Genomic DNA, 17711 nt, shown 5'->3' with positions numbered 1-17711 from the left:
CGAAAAAAGCGGAGTTGAGATGAAATTATCAGTAGAAATCAGTAAATACCCTCTGGCAGAGGATTATATCGGGCCGATAAAAGGCTTTATTGAGCAGTTGAACCAGTATCCGGATATCCGGGTTATTACTAATACCATGAGCACGCAGTTATTTGGTGACTATGATCAGGTGATGCAGGCGCTGCAAGACTGTATTAAGGCGTCTTTCGCTCAATATGGCAAGGTGGTATTTGTCTGTAAGTTTATTCATGGTGATTTGCAGCCATGATGCTCTGGCTTAGTAATGCGCTGGATCAATGGCAGTTGATGCATAGTCTTGAGCTGCTGGCAACCTTGCTGGCGCTGGCCTACGTAATACTGGCCATGCGCCAGAGCCTCTGGTGCTGGCCGGCAGCATTACTAAGCACTATATTATTTACTCATATTATGTGGGATTCGGCATTACTGTCTGATGCACTGTTGCAGTTATACTATGCTGCTATGGCACTATATGGCTGGTGGCGCTGGCAACAGCTGAAATACCAGCATCATGGTGCGAATAAAGTCTCTGAGTGGCCCTGGCGCCGGCATCTGCAGTTAATTGCGTTAACCGGCAGCATTGGACTGGTGCTGGGTTACCTGATGGCGAATTATACCCGGGCTGACTTTGCTTACCTCGACGCGCAAACTACCGCATTCAGCGTTATGGCCACCTGGCTGGTTGCCCGGAAGCTGGTGTCGAACTGGTTATACTGGGTGGTGATAGATGCGGTATCAATTTATGTGTATGCACAAAAACATCTGTATTTTCTGACCCTGTTGTTTATGCTGTATACCATTATTGCGATGGCAGGATATTTTATATGGCGGGCGAACTATCAACAGCAACCCCAACTGGTGCTGCCAGCCAGATAACTGCATTGTGCCGGCATCTTGAGTTTTTTGCCGGCCACCCACCGCTCGCTATTTCCCCCTTGTCTAATGGTGACCTTAATCTGAATTACCGGGTTGAAACACGCCGCGGCCTTTATGCTGTGCGGCGTTATCCGGTCAGCAGCGCAGTTTGCCGTCAGCAGGAATTGCGTTGTCAGCATGCCGCAGCTGTTGCCGGTATTGCACCAGCACCATTGTGTTTAAATAATCATTTGCAGGTTCTGATAAGCGAGTTTATAGCCGATGGTGAGGAATTTTTGCTTACCGGGCAATCGATGCCGATACTTGCATCAACTCTTGCAACCTTACATCAGCTGCCAGTACAAACCGCAGTTTTGCAACCAGTAAGCTATCTGCATCAATTGGTTAAGCCTGTCCGGCAGGCTTTAGATGCTGCTGATCAAGCACTTTTCAAGCAATTGCTGGCAGCCGCGAAACAGTATCAGGCGTTACCGGCAGATTTGGTGTTGTGTCATCTCGATCTGCATGCCGGCAATATGCTATGGGCTGACGATGCGCTATGGTTATTGGATTTTGAATATGCACAGCTAGCTGACAGTTGTCTTGATTTAGCCGCGGTGTCACTTAATTTTCAGTTGTCTGACACTACAGAGCAAACGTTGATGACAACCTACCGGCAACACCGGACAGAGTGTTGTGAAACAGCGGCACTGCACAGGGAAAAGTTGTTACTGGCAAAAGCCGTTTTCAGCGGATTTTGCTGGTTGTGGTATTTGAAGCTGCAGGTCAGCCTGAGTGAAAGCGAGTCGCTGACCCAACACTGGCGTCAGCAACTTGCTAAACAGTTAGCGTTACAATCCGCCTAACCGCTCTGCCAGTACTTTATAACGTTTGACATCATCTTCATTAAACAATGGTTTGCCACTGTCGTCTTTATCTGTGGCAACCAGCAAATTTTCCCTGGCTAACCGTTCTACCCGGATATCCGGGATTCCAAGGAACTCTGCAACCTGTTGTACCGACATGAGTGACATAGCGTTATCCTGAAAAAAGTTAAGAGCCTAGTAATACCTTATTCAAGCACTTTTTTAAATTAAAAAAAGGATAATCCTGAAAAAATGTTACCGGTATTTCGCTGGTAGCTATTCCGACTTTAATAGACATTCCGGCCACTTACCGGTATAAATATTGCTAAAAATTCAAATAAGTTTTGATGCATGGCCGGTAGCAAGCCGGTTTCATTTTCAGGTGGTTGATATCCGTCGCGGGTTGGTCTTATAAATTACACTTAACCTGCAGGCCACACATTATAATTTTTGCTGATTTCTGGCCTTTTTGTAAAGGAAGCAACGACGCTATGACATTGTTATGGATACTATTACTTCCCCTGCTAGGTACTCTGGTGCCAGTGCTTACGGCCAACTGGCGCCGCAGTGCATGTGCGATGGCAACTGCGGTTCCGCCAGCCTTTGCCCTGATGATATTACTGTATTACGGCAGCGCAGTGTTTGCCGGAGAAAGTTTACGTTATACCCTGGGGTGGATACCGTTGCTGGGCCTGGATATCAGTATCAGGCTGGACGGGTTGGCATTTCTGTTTAGTTTGCTGATCCTGGGGATTGGCTTACTGATCATTTTATACGCCCGTTACTATTTATCTGAACAAGATTCGATGCCACGGTTTTATGCTTATCTGATGCTGTTTATGACTGCTATGATGGGCATTGTTTTATCTAATAATGTGTTACAACTCTGGTTGTTCTGGGAATTAACCAGTATCAGCTCCTTCTTACTCATCAGTTACTGGTGGCATAAGTCAGAAGCCAGACGAGGCGCCAGGATGGCGTTGACGGTGACCGGCGCAGGAGGCTTATGTTTGCTGGCAGCCCTGTTGTTGCTGGGGCAGATCACCGGTAGTTACGATTTGGATGTTATTCTGGCCAGTGGCGCTGTTATTCAGCAGCACGGCTGGTATCCGCTGGTTCTGGTGTTATTTCTGCTTGGTTGCTTTACTAAATCAGCTCAGTTCCCTTTTCATTTCTGGTTACCTAATGCCATGGCAGCGCCTACTCCGGTTAGCGCCTATTTGCACTCGGCAACAATGGTAAAAGCCGGTATTTTTCTGCTGGCCCGGTTCTATCCGGCAATGGCAGGTACCGATTTATGGTTTTTGCTGGTAAGTATGACCGGTTTAACCACGTTGCTGGTTGGGGCTTATCTGGCGCTGTTTAAACACGATCTGAAAGGTCTGCTTGCTTACTCTACTATTAGCCATCTGGGGCTGATTACATTGTTATTTGGTATGGGTACTGATCTGGCAGCAGTGGCCGGGGTATTCCATATTATTAACCATGCTACATTTAAAGCGTCACTGTTTATGGCTGCCGGTATAATTGATCATGAGTCAGGTTCGCGTGATATGCGTAAACTCAATGGTTTATGGCACTTTATGCCGATCACCGCCACCCTGGCAATGGTCGCTGCAGCAGCGATGGCCGGGGTGCCGTTACTAAACGGGTTTTTGTCGAAAGAAATGTTTTTTGTCGAAACCCTGCAACAGCATCTGCTGGGCTCGTTATCCTGGATAATTCCAGTACTGGCGACAGTGGCCGGGATTTTCTCAGTAGCATACTCAACCCGCTTTATTCACGATGTGTTTTTTAATGGCAAGCCTAAAGGGCTGACCAAAACCCCGCATGAGCCACCACGTTATATGCGGATGCCGGTTGAGGTGCTCGTGGTACTGTGTATTCTGGTTGGTGTTGCACCGGGTTATATTGTGGGTGATTTGCTGCATGCCGCATCTTTTGCCGTGCTGGGGACTGAGGTGCCTGAATACAGCCTGGCTATCTGGCATGGTTTTAATGTTGCATTGCTGATGAGTATTGTCGCCCTGGCCGGTGGCGCGTTAATTTACATTAACCGCAAACACTTGTTCGACTTTCAGAATACTCTGCCCGGAGTTGATGCGATTACTACTTTTGAATCGATAATGAAAGTTCTGGTTAAACACTGCCAGCAACTATACAGCTGGCTGGATAATGGTTCATTGCAACGCTATCTGGTATTTTTATTAATGGGTGTGGTTGTGCTGGCCGGGTTGCCACTACTGCAACTCGATACCTTGTTTGGCGGTCGGCCTGAATTACCTGTCGATGCCGTTAACGCCACAGGGGCGGCAATGTTGCTAATCAGCGCTTTCGCGACAGTGGTATTTCACCGGCAAAGGGTAGTGGCGCTGCTGATGATCTCGGTGGTGGGGCTTATGGTGTCAATTGCCTTTACCCGGTTTTCAGCACCCGACTTAGCGCTTACTCAACTGTCAGTAGAGGTGGTGACAATCATCCTGCTGATGCTGGCATTATTTTTCCTGCCGCATAAAACGCCCAAGCAATCCAGCCCCACCCGGGTGATCAGAGATATTGGTCTGGCAAGCATGGTCGGGGTTGTTATTGGCAGCATCAGCTATGCCATTATGACCCGGCCATTTAGTACTATTTCTGACTTTTTCCTGGCGAACTCTAAAACCGGTGGCGGCGGGACGAATGTCGTGAATGTTATCCTGGTCGATTTCCGGGGCTTTGATACTTTTGGTGAGATAGCGGTGTTGGGTATTGCCTCGCTGGGGATTTTCAAATTACTGACGCGGATACCGGTGTTCAAACCAAGCAGTGATGGTGAAGGGCGGCCCTGGGCACTGGAACGACACCCGGTATTACTGGCAACGGTGTCGCAGAGTTTATTACCATTGGCACTGATGGTGTCTGTGTTCATTTTCTTCCGTGGCCATAATCTGCCGGGTGGTGGTTTTATTGCTGGTCTGGTTACGGCTGTTGCTTTGATCCTGCAATATATTGCCCATGGGGTAGAGTGGGTGAAAAGCCGGATGAATATTGAGTATCAGCGGGTTGTTGCAGTCGGGTTGATGGTGGCGTTGGTTACCGGTGTTGCCAGCTGGTTGTTTAATAAGCCATTTTTAACGTCCTGGTTTGACTATTTTGATATTCCGTTACTGGGTAAAGTTGAACTGGCAAGCGCTATAGCGTTTGATGCCGGGGTTTATATTACCGTAGTGGGGTCTACCATGCTGATTCTGGCAAGTTTAGGTAAGATGACAACCAGTCATCGGCCAGTGCATACGGAGAGCATTTAATGGAAAGCTTACTTGCAGGTTGTATTGGGTTTCTTACCGCTTGTGGTGTGTTCTTACTGCTTCGGGGCCGCACATTCCCGGTGGTGGTGGGTCTGACAATGCTCTCTTATGCCGTTAACTTATTCCTGTTTTCTTCTGGCAGGCTGACGTTACAGGGCGCAGCAGTGCTCGGTACAACCGATAACTATGCAGATCCTTTACCTCAGGCGCTGGTGCTTACCGCTATAGTAATTGGGTTTGCAATGACGGCTTATCTGGTCATTCTGGCAATCCGGGCCCGAGCCGACTTAGGTAACGACCATGTTGATGGCAAATTGCCCGGTAATGAAAGTAGTCGGAAGGAGAGCCGGTAATGTCACATTTAATTATCGCGCCAATTTTACTGCCTATTTTTACCGCGCTGTTGATTATGCTGCCGCCTATTCATTACTCACCAATGCGCCGGCGCTGGGTAAGTATGATATCAACGGTTATTTTGCTTATCCTTACAGGTTGCCTGCTGTGGCAAACTCAGGCTGAAGGGGTTTCGTTCTATGCTTTAGGTGCCTGGCAGCCGCCTTTTGGCATTATTCTGGTCGCTGATATCTTCAGTGTCAGTATGGTGTGCCTAACCTCAGTGCTGGCGCTGGGCGCTATTTGTTATGGCAGTGCCGGCGAAGACGAGCGGGGATCATTTTTCCATCCGCTGTTCCAGTTTCAGTTGATGGGTATTAACGGTGCTTTTTTAACCGGCGATTTATTTAACCTGTTTGTATTTTTCGAAGTGCTGTTGATCGCTTCTTATGGTTTGCTGGTGCACGCCGGTGGTAAAAATAAAACCAAGGCTGCGGTGCATTATGTGGTACTGAATCTGGCGGGCTCTGCGGTGTTTCTGTTTTCGCTGGGCATTTTATATGGCACCCTGGGTACGCTAAATATTGCTGATATGGCAGTGCAGGTAGCAAAGTTACCGCCAGAAAATTTAATGCTGGTTAAATCAGGCGGCTTGCTGTTGTTAATTGTGTTCGCATTAAAAGCGGCAATTTTACCATTACAATTTTGGTTGCCTGCTACTTATTCGGCGGCATCGCCGCCGGTAGCGGCGTTGTTTGCTGTTATGACTAAAATTGGGGTGTATGCCTTATTACGGGTTTACACTACGATTTTTGGTGAGCAGGCAGGTCCACTGGCTGGCATGGCATCGGACTGGTTATGGCCGTTGGGGCTGGCTACTATTATGCTGGGAGCAATAGGGGTTCTGGCAAGCCAGGATTTCAGAAAGCTGGTCGCTAATCTGGTGATTATCTCTGTGGGTACTCTGGTTACCCTGGTGGCCCTGCAAAGCAATGCGGCAACGTCTGCCGTGTTGTTTTATACCGTGCATTCCACTTTGGTATGTGGCGCGCTGTTCCTGCTGGCTGATGTCATAGGTGCCCAGCGCGGCAAAGCTGGCGACAGGTTAGTACCGGGCCGGCGAATGGCGCAACCGGCTTTGCTTGGTAGCCTGTTTGTCGTAGCTGCTGTCTCTGTGGCGGGCTTACCCCCGCTGTCAGGTTTTGTTGGTAAGCTTATGATCCTGCAGGCAGCCAGTTCGCCGGTACAGCAGATATTTTTATGGTCAGTTGTGCTGTTAAGCAGCCTTATGGTACTGATCGGACTAGCCAGGGCCGGCAGTGTGCTGTTCTGGCGGGTTAGTGGCAATGAAGCCGGGCCAGAGCGGGTGCTGCCATTGCAGGCTTTCGCATTAGGTTGGCTGTTGCTCGCTGCGCCGTTAATGGTTGTGTTTGCCGGGCCCCTTACCGAACTGTCGTTTGCCGCAGCCGAACAAATTCGTGATATTCAAAGTAGTATTGCTATTATTCTGGGTGATACGGCAACAGTTGGAGATCAACCATGAGAGTCACGCCGCGTTTTAGCTGGTTACCTACGCCTTATCGCAGTATGTTATTGCTATTGGTTTGGTTGCTTCTGAACCAAAGTATTGAAGTGTTCCATTTATTTTTTGGCACCATCCTGGCTTTAATTATCCCCTGGATCAGTGCTAAATTCCGTGACCCGCAACCATTAATCGAACGACCGTTGCTGGCACTACGTTATATTTTGCGGGTGTTTGGCGACATTATCACTGCCAATGCGCAGGTGGCTGTTTTAATCCTGGGCCCTCAGCGGCGCCTTAATCCGGCCTTTGTCAGGATGCCATTGGATTTACAACATGACCTGCCAATAACGATTCTGGCCAGTACAGTATCGATGACACCGGGTACAGTAAGTGCCGATGTGTATCCCTGCCATGATACACAGCCGGATGGCGGAGAAATAACCCAGCGCTGGCTGTTAATCCACGTGCTGAACTTAGAGGATGAGGCAGAGTTAATAGCGACGATTAAAGACCGCTATGAAACCCCGTTGAAGGAGATATTCCAATGTTAGAGCAGGTAATATTTCTGGTGTTCGGTATGATTAGTCTGGCGTTACTTCTGAATTTATGGCGTTTACTGATAGGTCCCAGCCTGCCAGACAGGATTCTGGCGCTGGATACCATGTTTATCAACAGTATTGCGCTTATCATTTTATATGGATTGCTAATGGGATCGCCACTTTATTTTGAAGCAGCACTGCTAATTGCAATGCTGGGATTCGTCAGCACTGTAGCAGTTTGTAAGTTTTTACTGCGCGGCGATATTATCGAATAGGAATAGCTATATGCAAAATTGGATGGAATGGGCTGTCGCGTTTTTTTTGTTGCTTGGTGGCAGTTTTGTGTTAATAGGTTCTATTGGTTTAACCCGGATGCCAGACTTTTTTATGCGGCTACATGGTCCGACTAAAGCTACCACGCTGGGCATGGGTGGTATTTTACTGGGATCAATTTTTTACTTTAGTCTGCAACAGAGTCTCAGTGTACATGAGCTACTGATCACTATTTTCCTGCTGATAACCGCACCAATCAGTGCCCATATGTTGATTAAAACGGCACTTCATCATCAGCTTCAAGCCATCGAGAGGACCAGGGGCGAACGGGAACTTAAGCAGGGGCAGCAAGAAGGAAGCCCGGCACAGCATCATGCGATGCCGGATAAAAATGAGTCCTGATATACAGCGGTAAACTGAGTGTTATTCGCCAAAACCCTGTTCAATAAGGGTAACCACCGCCTGTAACGCGGCTTCTGCATCAGAACCTTCTGCGGTGACCTGCAATGTTTTACCTTTGCTGCTGGCCAGCATCAGCAATGCGAGCACGCTGCAGGCGTCTGCTTTTTTATCTTCATGAACTAATTCAATATGCGCCTGAAATTGCTGACACAACTGGGCCAGCTTAGTGGCTGCTCTGGCATGCAAGCCTAGCTGATTAACGATAGTGACATTGCGGCTAAGCTTAGTGGCCATGATGGCGCACCAGCTCCCTATGACGGATTTGAACATCCTCCCGCTGATTACGGTAACTTTCAGCAAGACTTTCAGCAATGTAGACTGAACGGTGCTGGCCACCGGTACAACCTATAGCAATGGTCAGATAGCTACGGTTGTTGCGCTCCAGATGGGGTAACCAGCTGCTGATAAAGCTGTTAATCTGCCAGGTATACTTAGCCACAACAGCTTGCGACGCCAGATAGTCTTTTACAGGCTGGTCCAAACCGGTCAGCGGCTTTAACTCTGGCTCCCAGTGCGGATTAGGTAAAAAGCGGGCATCGAATACGAAGTCAGCGTCTTTAGGAATACCGTATTTAAAGCCGAATGATTCAAATAGCATGACCAGCCGGCCGGTTTTCTGGCCCAGTATCCTTTCCCGCAGTTGCTCCGCTAACTGGTGAACATTCAGTTCAGTGGTATCAATATACAAATCGGCCCGGCTTGATATGGGATCGAGTAACTGCTGCTCACGTGAAATGGCCTCGTCCAGTGACATGGCCTGATGTGATAACGGATGCAGACGTCGGGTCTCACTGAAGCGCTTAATTAAGCTGGCATGGTCAGCGTCGAGGTACAGAATAGTCAAGTCAAGCTTACGTGGCAGATAAGACAGAATATCGGCCAGCTCGTCCGGGTCTTGCGGCAAATTACGAACATCAATGCTGACCGCAACGCGCTCGTACTGGCCCATAACAGTGGTGGCCAGGGTAGGTAACAGATTTACCGGAATATTATCGACACAGTAGTAGCCGAGATCTTCTAGCACTCTTAATGCAACTGACTTGCCTGAACCGGAACGACCGCTGACAACCAACAGTTTCATGATGCGCTCATTACCTCACTGGCATCGATGATCAATTGATACAGATGCTCGTCGGATTCGGCATGCCGGATTTTACGGGTGAGTTCTTTCTGGCTGAGCAAACGGGCAATACCTGCCAGTGTTGTCAGGTGAGCCTGACACTGCTCTTCCGGGATCAGAATAGCGCAGAAGATATCTACTGCCTGATTATCAATAGCGTCGAAACTAATTGCATCTTTGGTAACAACAAAGACCAGGATCGGTTGTGTTACTGTTTTGAGCTTACCGTGTGGGATAGCAATACCACCGCCAATTCCGGTAGAGCCTAGCTTTTCACGGGTCATTAACGCTTCGAGTATGGTGTACTCGCTGATCTCAGGCAAGCGCTGATGCGCCAACTCTGCAATATACTCGAGAATTCGTTTTTTGCTGTTAAAAAGAACTGCACTCTTGGTGCAGTTCTCGGCTAGCATAGCGCTTAAGTTGATCATAATTTATTTAGTGTCGGGCTATTTTTTCTTTATGTTTAATAACTTGTCTATCGAGTTTGTCAATTAACTGGTCGATAGCGGCGTACATATTTTCATCTTCCGATGCCGCAAAAACTTCTCCACCATTCAAATGCAGCTTAGCTTCAGCAATCTGTTTCAATTTTTCCACGTTTAGGATCACATGTACATTATTAATGTGATCAAAATGTCGTTCCAGCTTGGCGAATTTATTGTCTACGTACTCTTTTAATGCAGTTGTAATCTCTACATGACGACCTGTTAAGTTGATTTGCATAGACGTTTTCCTTCTGTTTTGCCGACCTAAACTAAGGTCTTGCGTTGATTCGATGGCGGAATAAACAAAGCTTCTCGATACTTGGCGATGGTACGCCGCGCTACGTTGATGCCTTGTTCGGACAATATATCCGCCATCTTGCTGTCACTTAATGGCTTAGCCGGGTTTTCAGCTGCCACCAGTTTTTTTATAAAAGCGCGGATCGCGGTAGACGAACACTCGCCGCCACTTTCAGTGCTGACATGACTGGAAAAAAAGAATTTAAGTTCAAATATTCCTCTGGGCGTGTGCATAAATTTCTGAGTCGTCACCCTGGATATGGTTGACTCATGCATGCCGACCATTTCAGCTACATCATTTAACACCATGGGTTTCATTGCTTCTTCACCATGCTCAAAAAAAGCTTGTTGCTGTTGCACAATGCAATTAGCCACCTTAAGCAGGGTTTCGTTACGACTTTCCAGGCTTTTCAGAAACCATTTTGCCTCCTGCAGATGAGACCTGATAAATTGGGTATCAGCAGTATTTTTCGCAGTTCGTGACATTGCGGCATACTGCTGATTAATTCTTACTTTGGGCATCGCATCCGGGTTTAGTTCAACCTGCCAGCGACCTTTAACTTTGCTTACCGAGACATCCGGAATTACGTATTGTTGTTCCTGACGAATGACGTCGGCTCCCGGTCTGGGATTCAAGCTCAGAATAAGCCGCATTACTTCTTTTAGCTCATCTTCTTTCAGTCTAGTCACCCGCATTAAAGAACGAAAGTCCCTGTTAGCTAAAAAGTCAGTATGTTCTTTAATGACGTGCTGCGCTTGCTGTAAAAAAGGCGTTTGAGGGTCAAATTGCCGCAGTTGGACCAGCAAGCATTCGGCGATAGTTCGGGCACCGACACCAACAGGATCAAACAATTGAATTCGCTTAATAACGGCTTCAACTTCATCTGCTTCGACGTCGGGCAGGCCAAGGGATTCCAGAATCTCAGGCACATCTATTGTCAGCAGTCCGGTATCATCAATGCCTTCGATAATAATTTCGGCAATGGCTAAATCAGTTTCCGAGAAGGGGGTTAACTGCATTTGCCAGCGCAGGTAGTCCTGCAGGGTTTCACTGGTTTCACCCTGAAACACGTTATCTTCATCGGGCGGGGCGCCTGCGCTGACTGGTGCGGCGCTGACTAAATCATCCCAGTTATTATCCAGTGGCAGATCGTCCTGCAGGCCCTGCTCTGTCATAGACTCACTGCTGTCACGCTCAGCAACTTCGGTCAGGTTTTCCTGAGCGCTGTCATTACTTTCATCAGAAGCAGAGCGAACATCATTCTCGTTAACATCGCTGCTATCGGGATCAGCAGAGAAGCTTTCAAACTCATCTTCACTCTCCAGCAACGGATTAGCATCCAATGCTTCCTGTATTTCCTGCTGCAGCTCAATGGTTGACAATTGCAGCAAGCGAATAGCCTGCTGTAACTGAGGTGTCATTGTAAGTTGCTGACCTAGCCGAAGTTGCAAAGAGGGTTTCATTTACGTCTATTTCTCTCCTGAATCAGGCGTTTGATATTTTTATTAACTATAGCCTGAATTGCTCACCGAGGTATACATCACGAACCTGTTGATTAACTAATACTTCTTGCGGAGGCCCGGCCGCAATTAATTCGCCATGGCTGACAATGTAGGCCATTTCGCAGACATCAAGGGTTTCTCTGACGTTGTGGTCGGTAATCAGTACCCCGATACCACGCTGCCCCAGATGCTGAATAATTTTTTTAATGTCCAGCACTGAAATGGGGTCGACACCGGCAAAAGGTTCATCAAGTAAAATAAAAGCCGGGTCGGCCGCCAGCGCCCTGGCTATTTCAACCCGGCGCCTCTCACCGCCTGACAAACTCATACCCAGACTGTTTTTAATGTGGCCAATATGAAATTCTTCCAGCAAGTCGTCAGCCAGCTCTTCCCGTTTAGCATTGCTGAGCTCTTTGCGGGTTTGCAATATAGCCAGCAAGTTATCATATACCGTTAATTTGCGGAAAATAGAGCTTTCCTGAGGCAAATAGCCAATGCCAGCGCGGGCTCTGGCATGAATGGGATCAAAGGTGATCTCCTGATCATTTAAGGTGATTTTACCTTTGTCAGACGGCACCAGACCGACAATCATATAAAAAGTGGTGGTTTTGCCTGCCCCATTTGGCCCGAGCAAGCCAACAATCTGGCCTGCGGCAACTTCAAGGCTGACATCTTTTACGACTTGCCTGCCTTTATAACTCTTGGCCAGATGCGCTGCCACTAACTTCATGGGTTTTCCTTGTTCTCCGGGGTGAAAATGGTGGTTACCCTTTTTTTCTGCTCACCACTTTCTGCACTGATTTGCTGAGTTTCAATGTTATAGCGAATAACCGCAGCCTGGACCTGACTGCCGCTCTGGCTTAATTCTGCGTTACCACTGAGAGTCAGGGTACGGCTGGCCAGATCATAACGAATTTCGGCAGCACGGGCATTTACAGGTACATCACCATCCAGTAACTGGCTGTAGCGAACCGGATTGCCTGTAGTAATAAAAACTTCATTACCTTTGCCTGCGCTGGCATTAATCTCTAACCGGTCAGCTTTAATGTTTAAGCTGCCCTGACGTATTTCAACATTCTCGGTGTATACCGAGACGTTTTCCTTGATCGAAGTCTCATTATTATCAGACGTTATCGCAATAGGCTGACTGTAATCAGCGTCGGCTGCATAGCTGTTTGCCGACATAAGCGCGGCAAATAAGAAAAATTTAATTTTGTTCATTGGCGTATACTGTCTCCAGATGCTTAACGATGCGCAGTTTTTGCTCGGTTAGATCAGCCTGCAAGCCTATACCATTAATATAAAAACCCTTACCAAGTATCTTAACTGCAGCAGTAGTTTGTAATAGTCTGCTTGGCAATAAAAGTTCGAGATTATCTGTGTTTATCCGTTCGACAAGCTCATGACCGTTTACGTTGCTAATGATAACATCTTGCTCAAGAATAATTTTGTCATCAGGCAACCAGATTCCGAACTGACTGGTAACTTCCCAAGCGGGCAGATGCTCTGCGTCAAACAATATGTATTTTGGCTGCTCAAACTGGGTAAAGCCAAGCCGTTCAAAAAACTCGAGCCGGCTGGCCTGAATATAGTCTGCTACATAACCTTGTTCGTCATACACCCTACGGGTAACTTGTTCGGCAATATAATCGGGTAACAGTTCACGGTCAGCGTAATTTGCATCTGCCTGCTCTGCCGGATTAAACCATAAATAAGTGGCGGTGAGTACCAGCGCTATCACTAACAAAACAAGCATTTTTTTCATGAGCTGCTGCCGTCAAATTGCTGAAACTTTTGCTGGCTGATTAACAGTAAATCAGTTAGCTCACGCACCGCACCAAATCCACCTGATAGAGAGGTAATGTAATGTGCCTGTCGGCACAGATACGGATGGGCATCTTTAACGGCTACCGCTAGTCCGCAGTGTTGCATTACCTGCCAGTCAGATAAATCATCGCCAATGTAAGCAATCTGGGCGGCGGATAAAGCCAGTTTCTGCTGTAACTGGGCGAAGGCAGCTTGCTTATTTTCCTGGCCCTGGTAGATATAAGGTATGGTTAACGAGCGCATCCGCTGCTCGACAATAGTTGACGTGCGGCCTGTTATTACAGCTACTTCAACCCCAGCGTGACGCAAAGCTTTAATGCCATAGCCGTCACGGGTATGAAAAGCTTTTAACTCTTCGCCAGCATTGCCCAGATAAATTCTGCCATCAGAGAAAACACCATCTACGTCGCAAATCAACAGCTTTATGTTGCGGGACCGCGCCAGAATATCATCGCTGACCGGCTGATACAGCTCTGCAAAAAGTGACATTTACATTACTCCTGCCCGCAATAAATCATGCATGTTCATTGCGCCGATTGGCACCTGATTTGCGTCAATAATTAATAAGCCATTGATTTTCTTTTGTTGCATAATTTTTAGGGCTTCACCAGCCAGCATATCTGCGCTGGCTGTCGTGCAGGGTGTTGTCATCACTTGCTCGATTGGAGTGCTGTGGATGTCAAGTTTAAGATCAAGAATTCGACGTAAGTCACCATCGGTGAAAATACCTGCCAGGCTGTGATCGGGGTTGACCACTGCTGTCATGCCCAGGCCTTTTGCTGATATTTCCAGCAGGGCTTCTTTAATTGTAGCCTGGCGTGGCACGACAGGCACTTGATGGTCTTTGTGCATAACATCACTCAGGCGCAGCAACAGCTTGCGGCCAAGACTGCCTCCCGGGTGAGACAACGCAAAATCGTCGGCAGAAAAGCCGCGGGCATCCAACAGGGCAACGGCCAGCGCGTCACCCATTGCCAGGGTAGCGGTGGTGCTGGCAGTCGGGGCCAATCCCAACGGACAGGCTTCCTGTTCCACTCTGACACACAAGTGTACGTCGGATAATTTAGCAAGTGTTGAGGCCGGGTTACCTGACATACTAATAAGGGTAATACCTAAGCGTTTGATTACTGGCAGAATAGTTAATATTTCAGCAGTTTCTCCGGAATTAGAAATGGCCAGCACAATATCACCTGCAGCAAGCATTCCTAAATCGCCATGACTGGCTTCTGCGGGGTGAACAAAAAACGCCGGGGTACCGGTAGATGCCAGCGTGGCAGAAATTTTATTGGCAATATGACCGGATTTACCCATTCCCATAACAATAACTTTGCCTTTGCTGCTGAACAGCAGCTGACAAGCCTGTTCAAAATCGGCATTAATGTACTGCGCCAGCTGACGCACGGCTTCAGCTTCTATCTGCAAAACTTCTAACGCCCGGTTAATAAAAGTGTTGGTCATATTACTTGCCATAAAGATAAGAAATTACGCCATCTGCGAGAACAACAGATATTGATAGCCGATAAAACCTGCCAGCAGTATAGCACCCTCTGCCCGGTTAATCCGTTGCATCCGGGTCAGTCGTACCGACATTAGTAACATTAATACAGTGGCACCAATCATCACGTAACTGTCCCTGCCACCGGCGTTGGGATCTATGATATCGGGTCCGATAACAGCACCTAAACCAAGCACTGCCAGAATATTAAAAATGTTTGAGCCGATAATGTTACCCAGCGCTAAGTCATCTTCACCTTTTAAAATGCCAATAATACTGGCAGCAAGTTCTGGCAGACTGGTGCCTATTGCAATAATCGTTAAACCAATTACCAGGTCACTCATGCCGGCGTATCGGGCGATTGTAACGGCGCCATGAACAAGTAATTGGGAACTTGCCAGTAATAACACCAAGCCGATTACTACCCAGATGATCGCCTTTAAAGTGGATATATTAACGGTCGGCACTTCAGCATTAATTTCAGCTATTAGCGGATCATCCGGGCTAGCGTGCTTGCCCCAGTAAACTAACAGTGCCAGAAAGCTGAAAAAGGCAACAAGCAACACAATACCCTCGTTGCGGGTTAACAAATCATCTGATAGTAAATAGTAGCCAAAAAGGGTGCAGATTAATAACAGCGGAAATTCCCGACGCAAGGTTAAAGATGATACGGCTATCGGTTTTAACAGTGCGGCAGCGCCTATAACCAGTAAAATATTAGTAATGTTTGAGCCGATGGCATTACCAACTGAGGTATCCAGCTTACCTTGCCACGCTGCAGTAGCAGATACCAGCATTTCAGGAGCAGAAGATCCCATCGCCACGATAGTAAGGCCAATTACCATTGGCGAAATACCGCTGTTGCGGGCAATTGATGATGCCCCGAACACAAAACGATCGGCACTCCAGATCAGTAATACCAGGCCGACCACAACAAAAAAAACCGCGAGCAGAAGAGGTGACACGTAGCAGTCCTTTAATTTACGGGTTAAGTTAGCCTTATTTTCCGTGTTATTGGCGGTAATTGCAAAAAAACCTGCTGCTTCAGCTATCTTCGATTAATTCGCACACTTTGTTACGATTTTTTGTAACGACTTTGAGATGCATTACCTTTACAATATAACAACGTCAGATGGCATCGGTATTCGATTGCAAACATACAACCGTGTATGTATATTGACAAGCTTAGTGCCAGGTTCGGTAAAATCGCAAAAGCGGTTGTTTTCAGATGGAGTCCAATTTGTCCGATATTATGGTTGATATCCAGCATTTAAGCTTTTCCCGTGGTGATAATCTGATATACGACGGTATGAGCATGCAGGTGCGTCGTGGTAAAGTGACAGCAATTATGGGCCCCAGCGGTATTGGCAAGACCACGTTGCTCAAGTTAATCGGGGGCCAGCTGAAACCTGACAATGGCAAGATATTATTTGATGGCCAGGATATTCCTGCGTTGTCACGGGCTGATTTATATCAGGCCCGCAAGAAAATGAGCATGTTGTTTCAAAGCGGCGCCTTGTTTACCGAAATGTCGGTGTTTGACAATGTTGCCTTTCCCATTCGCGAGCATACCAGGCTGCCGGAATCGTTAATCCGGACAATTGTTTTAATGAAACTTGAGTCTGTGGGCTTGCGGGGCGCCCGCGACCTTATGCCGGCTGAACTTTCGGGGGGCATGGCAAGGCGCGCTGCACTGGCAAGAGCCATAGCACTTGACCCCGAGTTGATTATGTATGATGAACCCTTTGCCGGGCAGGACCCAATATCAATGGGGGTGATTGTTCGTTTAATTAAAGAACTTAATAATGCACTCGGTTTAACGTCAATAGTGGTCTCACATGACGTAACAGAAGTAATGAGTATTGCGGATTATGTTTATGTCGTTGCTGAGAAAAAGGTCATAGGCCATGGCACGCCAGAGCAGTTGCGGCAGGATAAATCTGAGTTGGTTCAACAATTTTTAAAAGGAGAAGCGGACGGTGCAGTGCCATTTCATTATCGGGCCAATGCCTATGAAGATGACTTAATGGAGTCCGTCAGGTGATTTCAGATAAATTGCAGAAACTCGGACGTAGCACGATAGATAATGTGGCGGGTTTTGGCCGTTCAGGTTTAATGCTGTTCGGTGCGCTGGTAGGTAAGCCAGATTTCCGCAAGGGTTTCCCGCTGTTTATTAAGCAGTTATATGTAATTGGTGTGTTGTCGTTACTGATAATTGTGGTGTCGGGCTTGTTCATCGGTATGGTGCTGGCATTACAAGGCTATACGGTGCTGGTTAAATTTGGTGCCGAAGGCATGCTGGGGCCGCTGGTGGCTCTGAGCCTGCTGCGTGAGCTTGGCCCGGTGGTCACAGCATTATTATTTGCTGGTCGGGCGGGTAGTGCATTGACAGCAGAAATTGGCTTGATGAAAGCCACTGAGCAATTATCTGGCATGGAAATGATGGCTGTGGATCCGTTAAGACGGATTATTGCCCCGCGTTTCTGGGCGGGCGTTGTCAGTATGCCCTTACTGGCGTTGGTGTTTAATGCCGTAGGTATTCTTGGTGGCCATTTAATTGGCGTTGACTGGTTGGGTGTAGATGCCGGTAGTTACTGGTCGACCATGCAGGCGAATGTCGATTTGTATCAGGATGTGCTGAATGGGGTAATTAAAAGCTTTGTTTTTGCTGTCATCGTTATCTGGATAGCATTACATAAAGGTTACGACGCTATACCCACTTCTGAGGGGATCAGCAGGGCAACAACACAGACAGTGGTTACGGCTTCTCTCACTGTACTGGGTTTTGATTTTATATTAACTGCATTAATGTTTGGTGGATAA

Annotated in this window: 23 protein-coding genes; 11 read left to right on the top strand and 12 right to left on the bottom strand. The window is 47.5% G+C overall.

Annotated elements, in window-relative coordinates; all coding sequences use genetic code 11:
* The first annotated feature begins 19 nt into the window (after positions 1-19).
* From KQY15_RS13965 to KQY15_RS13955, 3 genes are read left to right on the top strand one after another with little or no spacing between them, the layout of a single operon-like run.
* Positions 20-268, top strand: coding sequence for a YkoF family thiamine/hydroxymethylpyrimidine-binding protein (locus tag KQY15_RS13965; protein ID WP_217670173.1), 249 nt, complete (start codon positions 20-22; stop codon positions 266-268).
* Positions 265-894: a nicotinamide riboside transporter PnuC gene (pnuC, locus tag KQY15_RS13960; RefSeq protein WP_217670171.1), complete on the top strand. Its 630-nt coding sequence runs from the start codon at positions 265-267 to the stop codon at positions 892-894. The genes KQY15_RS13965 and pnuC overlap by 4 nt, the downstream gene beginning before the upstream one ends.
* Complete coding sequence (locus KQY15_RS13955) at positions 843-1739, top strand: phosphotransferase (RefSeq protein WP_217670169.1); 897 nt, start codon at positions 843-845, stop codon at positions 1737-1739. The genes pnuC and KQY15_RS13955 overlap by 52 nt, the downstream gene beginning before the upstream one ends.
* Here KQY15_RS13955 and KQY15_RS13950 read toward each other — a convergent pair.
* Complete coding sequence (locus KQY15_RS13950; protein ID WP_217670167.1) at positions 1725-1907, bottom strand: helix-turn-helix domain-containing protein; 183 nt, start codon at positions 1905-1907, stop codon at positions 1725-1727. The two genes, KQY15_RS13955 and KQY15_RS13950, sit on opposite strands and share 15 nt — an antisense overlap.
* Positions 1908-2230: 323 nt before the next feature.
* Here KQY15_RS13950 and KQY15_RS13945 point away from each other — a divergent pair, with 323 nt between their 5' ends.
* From KQY15_RS13945 to KQY15_RS13920, 6 genes are read left to right on the top strand one after another with little or no spacing between them, the layout of a single operon-like run.
* Positions 2231-5026: a monovalent cation/H+ antiporter subunit A gene (locus KQY15_RS13945; RefSeq protein WP_217670165.1), complete on the top strand. Its 2796-nt coding sequence runs from the start codon at positions 2231-2233 to the stop codon at positions 5024-5026.
* Positions 5026-5379 (top strand): Na+/H+ antiporter subunit C, encoded by a 354-nt coding sequence (locus KQY15_RS13940; RefSeq protein ID WP_217670163.1) that lies wholly within the window; start codon positions 5026-5028, stop codon positions 5377-5379. The genes KQY15_RS13945 and KQY15_RS13940 overlap by 1 nt, the downstream gene beginning before the upstream one ends.
* On the top strand, positions 5379-6902 hold the full coding sequence (locus tag KQY15_RS13935; RefSeq protein WP_217670161.1) for a monovalent cation/H+ antiporter subunit D: 1524 nt from the start codon (positions 5379-5381) through the stop codon (positions 6900-6902). The genes KQY15_RS13940 and KQY15_RS13935 overlap by 1 nt, the downstream gene beginning before the upstream one ends.
* The gene (locus KQY15_RS13930; protein WP_217670159.1) at positions 6899-7435 is read left to right on the top strand and encodes a Na+/H+ antiporter subunit E; all 537 of its coding nucleotides are present in this window, start codon (positions 6899-6901) and stop codon (positions 7433-7435) included. Before KQY15_RS13935 ends, KQY15_RS13930 begins: the two co-directional genes overlap by 4 nt.
* Positions 7429-7698, top strand: coding sequence for a K+/H+ antiporter subunit F (locus KQY15_RS13925; protein WP_019675245.1), 270 nt, complete (start codon positions 7429-7431; stop codon positions 7696-7698). Before KQY15_RS13930 ends, KQY15_RS13925 begins: the two co-directional genes overlap by 7 nt.
* Positions 7699-7708: 10 nt before the next feature.
* Entirely contained in the window at positions 7709-8098 is a 390-nt protein-coding gene (locus tag KQY15_RS13920) for a Na+/H+ antiporter subunit G (protein ID WP_217670157.1), read from the top strand.
* A 21-nt stretch (positions 8099-8119) separates the two neighbouring features.
* Here the strand turns inward: KQY15_RS13920 and KQY15_RS13915 are convergent, their stop codons facing one another.
* From KQY15_RS13915 to KQY15_RS13865, 11 genes are read right to left on the bottom strand one after another with little or no spacing between them, the layout of a single operon-like run.
* A complete protein-coding gene (locus tag KQY15_RS13915) occupies positions 8120-8392 on the bottom strand; it encodes an HPr family phosphocarrier protein (protein WP_217670155.1) in 273 nt (90 codons plus the stop codon).
* Entirely contained in the window at positions 8382-9239 is an 858-nt protein-coding gene (rapZ, locus tag KQY15_RS13910; protein WP_217670153.1) for an RNase adapter RapZ, read from the bottom strand. Before rapZ ends, KQY15_RS13915 begins: the two co-directional genes overlap by 11 nt.
* A complete protein-coding gene (gene ptsN / locus KQY15_RS13905) occupies positions 9236-9709 on the bottom strand; it encodes a PTS IIA-like nitrogen regulatory protein PtsN (protein WP_217670151.1) in 474 nt (157 codons plus the stop codon). The genes rapZ and ptsN overlap by 4 nt, the downstream gene beginning before the upstream one ends.
* Positions 9710-9716: 7 nt before the next feature.
* On the bottom strand, positions 9717-10004 hold the full coding sequence (hpf, locus tag KQY15_RS13900; RefSeq protein WP_046556707.1) for a ribosome hibernation promoting factor: 288 nt from the start codon (positions 10002-10004) through the stop codon (positions 9717-9719).
* Between the two features lie 26 nt (positions 10005-10030).
* Positions 10031-11527, bottom strand: coding sequence for an RNA polymerase factor sigma-54 (locus KQY15_RS13895; RefSeq protein WP_217670149.1), 1497 nt, complete (start codon positions 11525-11527; stop codon positions 10031-10033).
* A gap of 46 nt (positions 11528-11573) precedes the next feature.
* On the bottom strand, positions 11574-12296 hold the full coding sequence (gene lptB, locus KQY15_RS13890) for an LPS export ABC transporter ATP-binding protein (protein ID WP_217670147.1): 723 nt from the start codon (positions 12294-12296) through the stop codon (positions 11574-11576).
* Entirely contained in the window at positions 12293-12787 is a 495-nt protein-coding gene (lptA, locus tag KQY15_RS13885; protein ID WP_217670145.1) for a lipopolysaccharide transport periplasmic protein LptA, read from the bottom strand. The genes lptB and lptA overlap by 4 nt, the downstream gene beginning before the upstream one ends.
* The gene (gene lptC / locus KQY15_RS13880) at positions 12774-13331 is read right to left on the bottom strand and encodes an LPS export ABC transporter periplasmic protein LptC (protein ID WP_217670143.1); all 558 of its coding nucleotides are present in this window, start codon (positions 13329-13331) and stop codon (positions 12774-12776) included. The genes lptA and lptC overlap by 14 nt, the downstream gene beginning before the upstream one ends.
* Positions 13328-13882: a 3-deoxy-manno-octulosonate-8-phosphatase KdsC gene (gene kdsC / locus KQY15_RS13875; RefSeq protein WP_217670142.1), complete on the bottom strand. Its 555-nt coding sequence runs from the start codon at positions 13880-13882 to the stop codon at positions 13328-13330. Before kdsC ends, lptC begins: the two co-directional genes overlap by 4 nt.
* Entirely contained in the window at positions 13883-14851 is a 969-nt protein-coding gene (locus tag KQY15_RS13870; RefSeq protein ID WP_217670140.1) for a KpsF/GutQ family sugar-phosphate isomerase, read from the bottom strand.
* Positions 14852-14875: 24 nt separating this feature from the next.
* Positions 14876-15853: a calcium/sodium antiporter gene (locus tag KQY15_RS13865; protein WP_217670138.1), complete on the bottom strand. Its 978-nt coding sequence runs from the start codon at positions 15851-15853 to the stop codon at positions 14876-14878.
* A 287-nt stretch (positions 15854-16140) separates the two neighbouring features.
* Between KQY15_RS13865 and mlaF the strand changes: the two genes are divergently transcribed.
* A complete protein-coding gene (gene mlaF / locus KQY15_RS13860; protein ID WP_217670241.1) occupies positions 16141-16932 on the top strand; it encodes a phospholipid ABC transporter ATP-binding protein MlaF in 792 nt (263 codons plus the stop codon).
* Positions 16929-17711, top strand: coding sequence for a lipid asymmetry maintenance ABC transporter permease subunit MlaE (gene mlaE, locus KQY15_RS13855; RefSeq protein WP_217670137.1), 783 nt, complete (start codon positions 16929-16931; stop codon positions 17709-17711). Before mlaF ends, mlaE begins: the two co-directional genes overlap by 4 nt.

It is taken from the genome of Arsukibacterium indicum (assembly GCF_019100565.1).
GTDB classification, from domain to species: domain Bacteria; phylum Pseudomonadota; class Gammaproteobacteria; order Enterobacterales; family Alteromonadaceae; genus Alishewanella; species Alishewanella indicum.
Note: the sequence above shows the minus strand (reverse complement) of the source record. Positions and strands in the feature narration are given on the sequence as shown.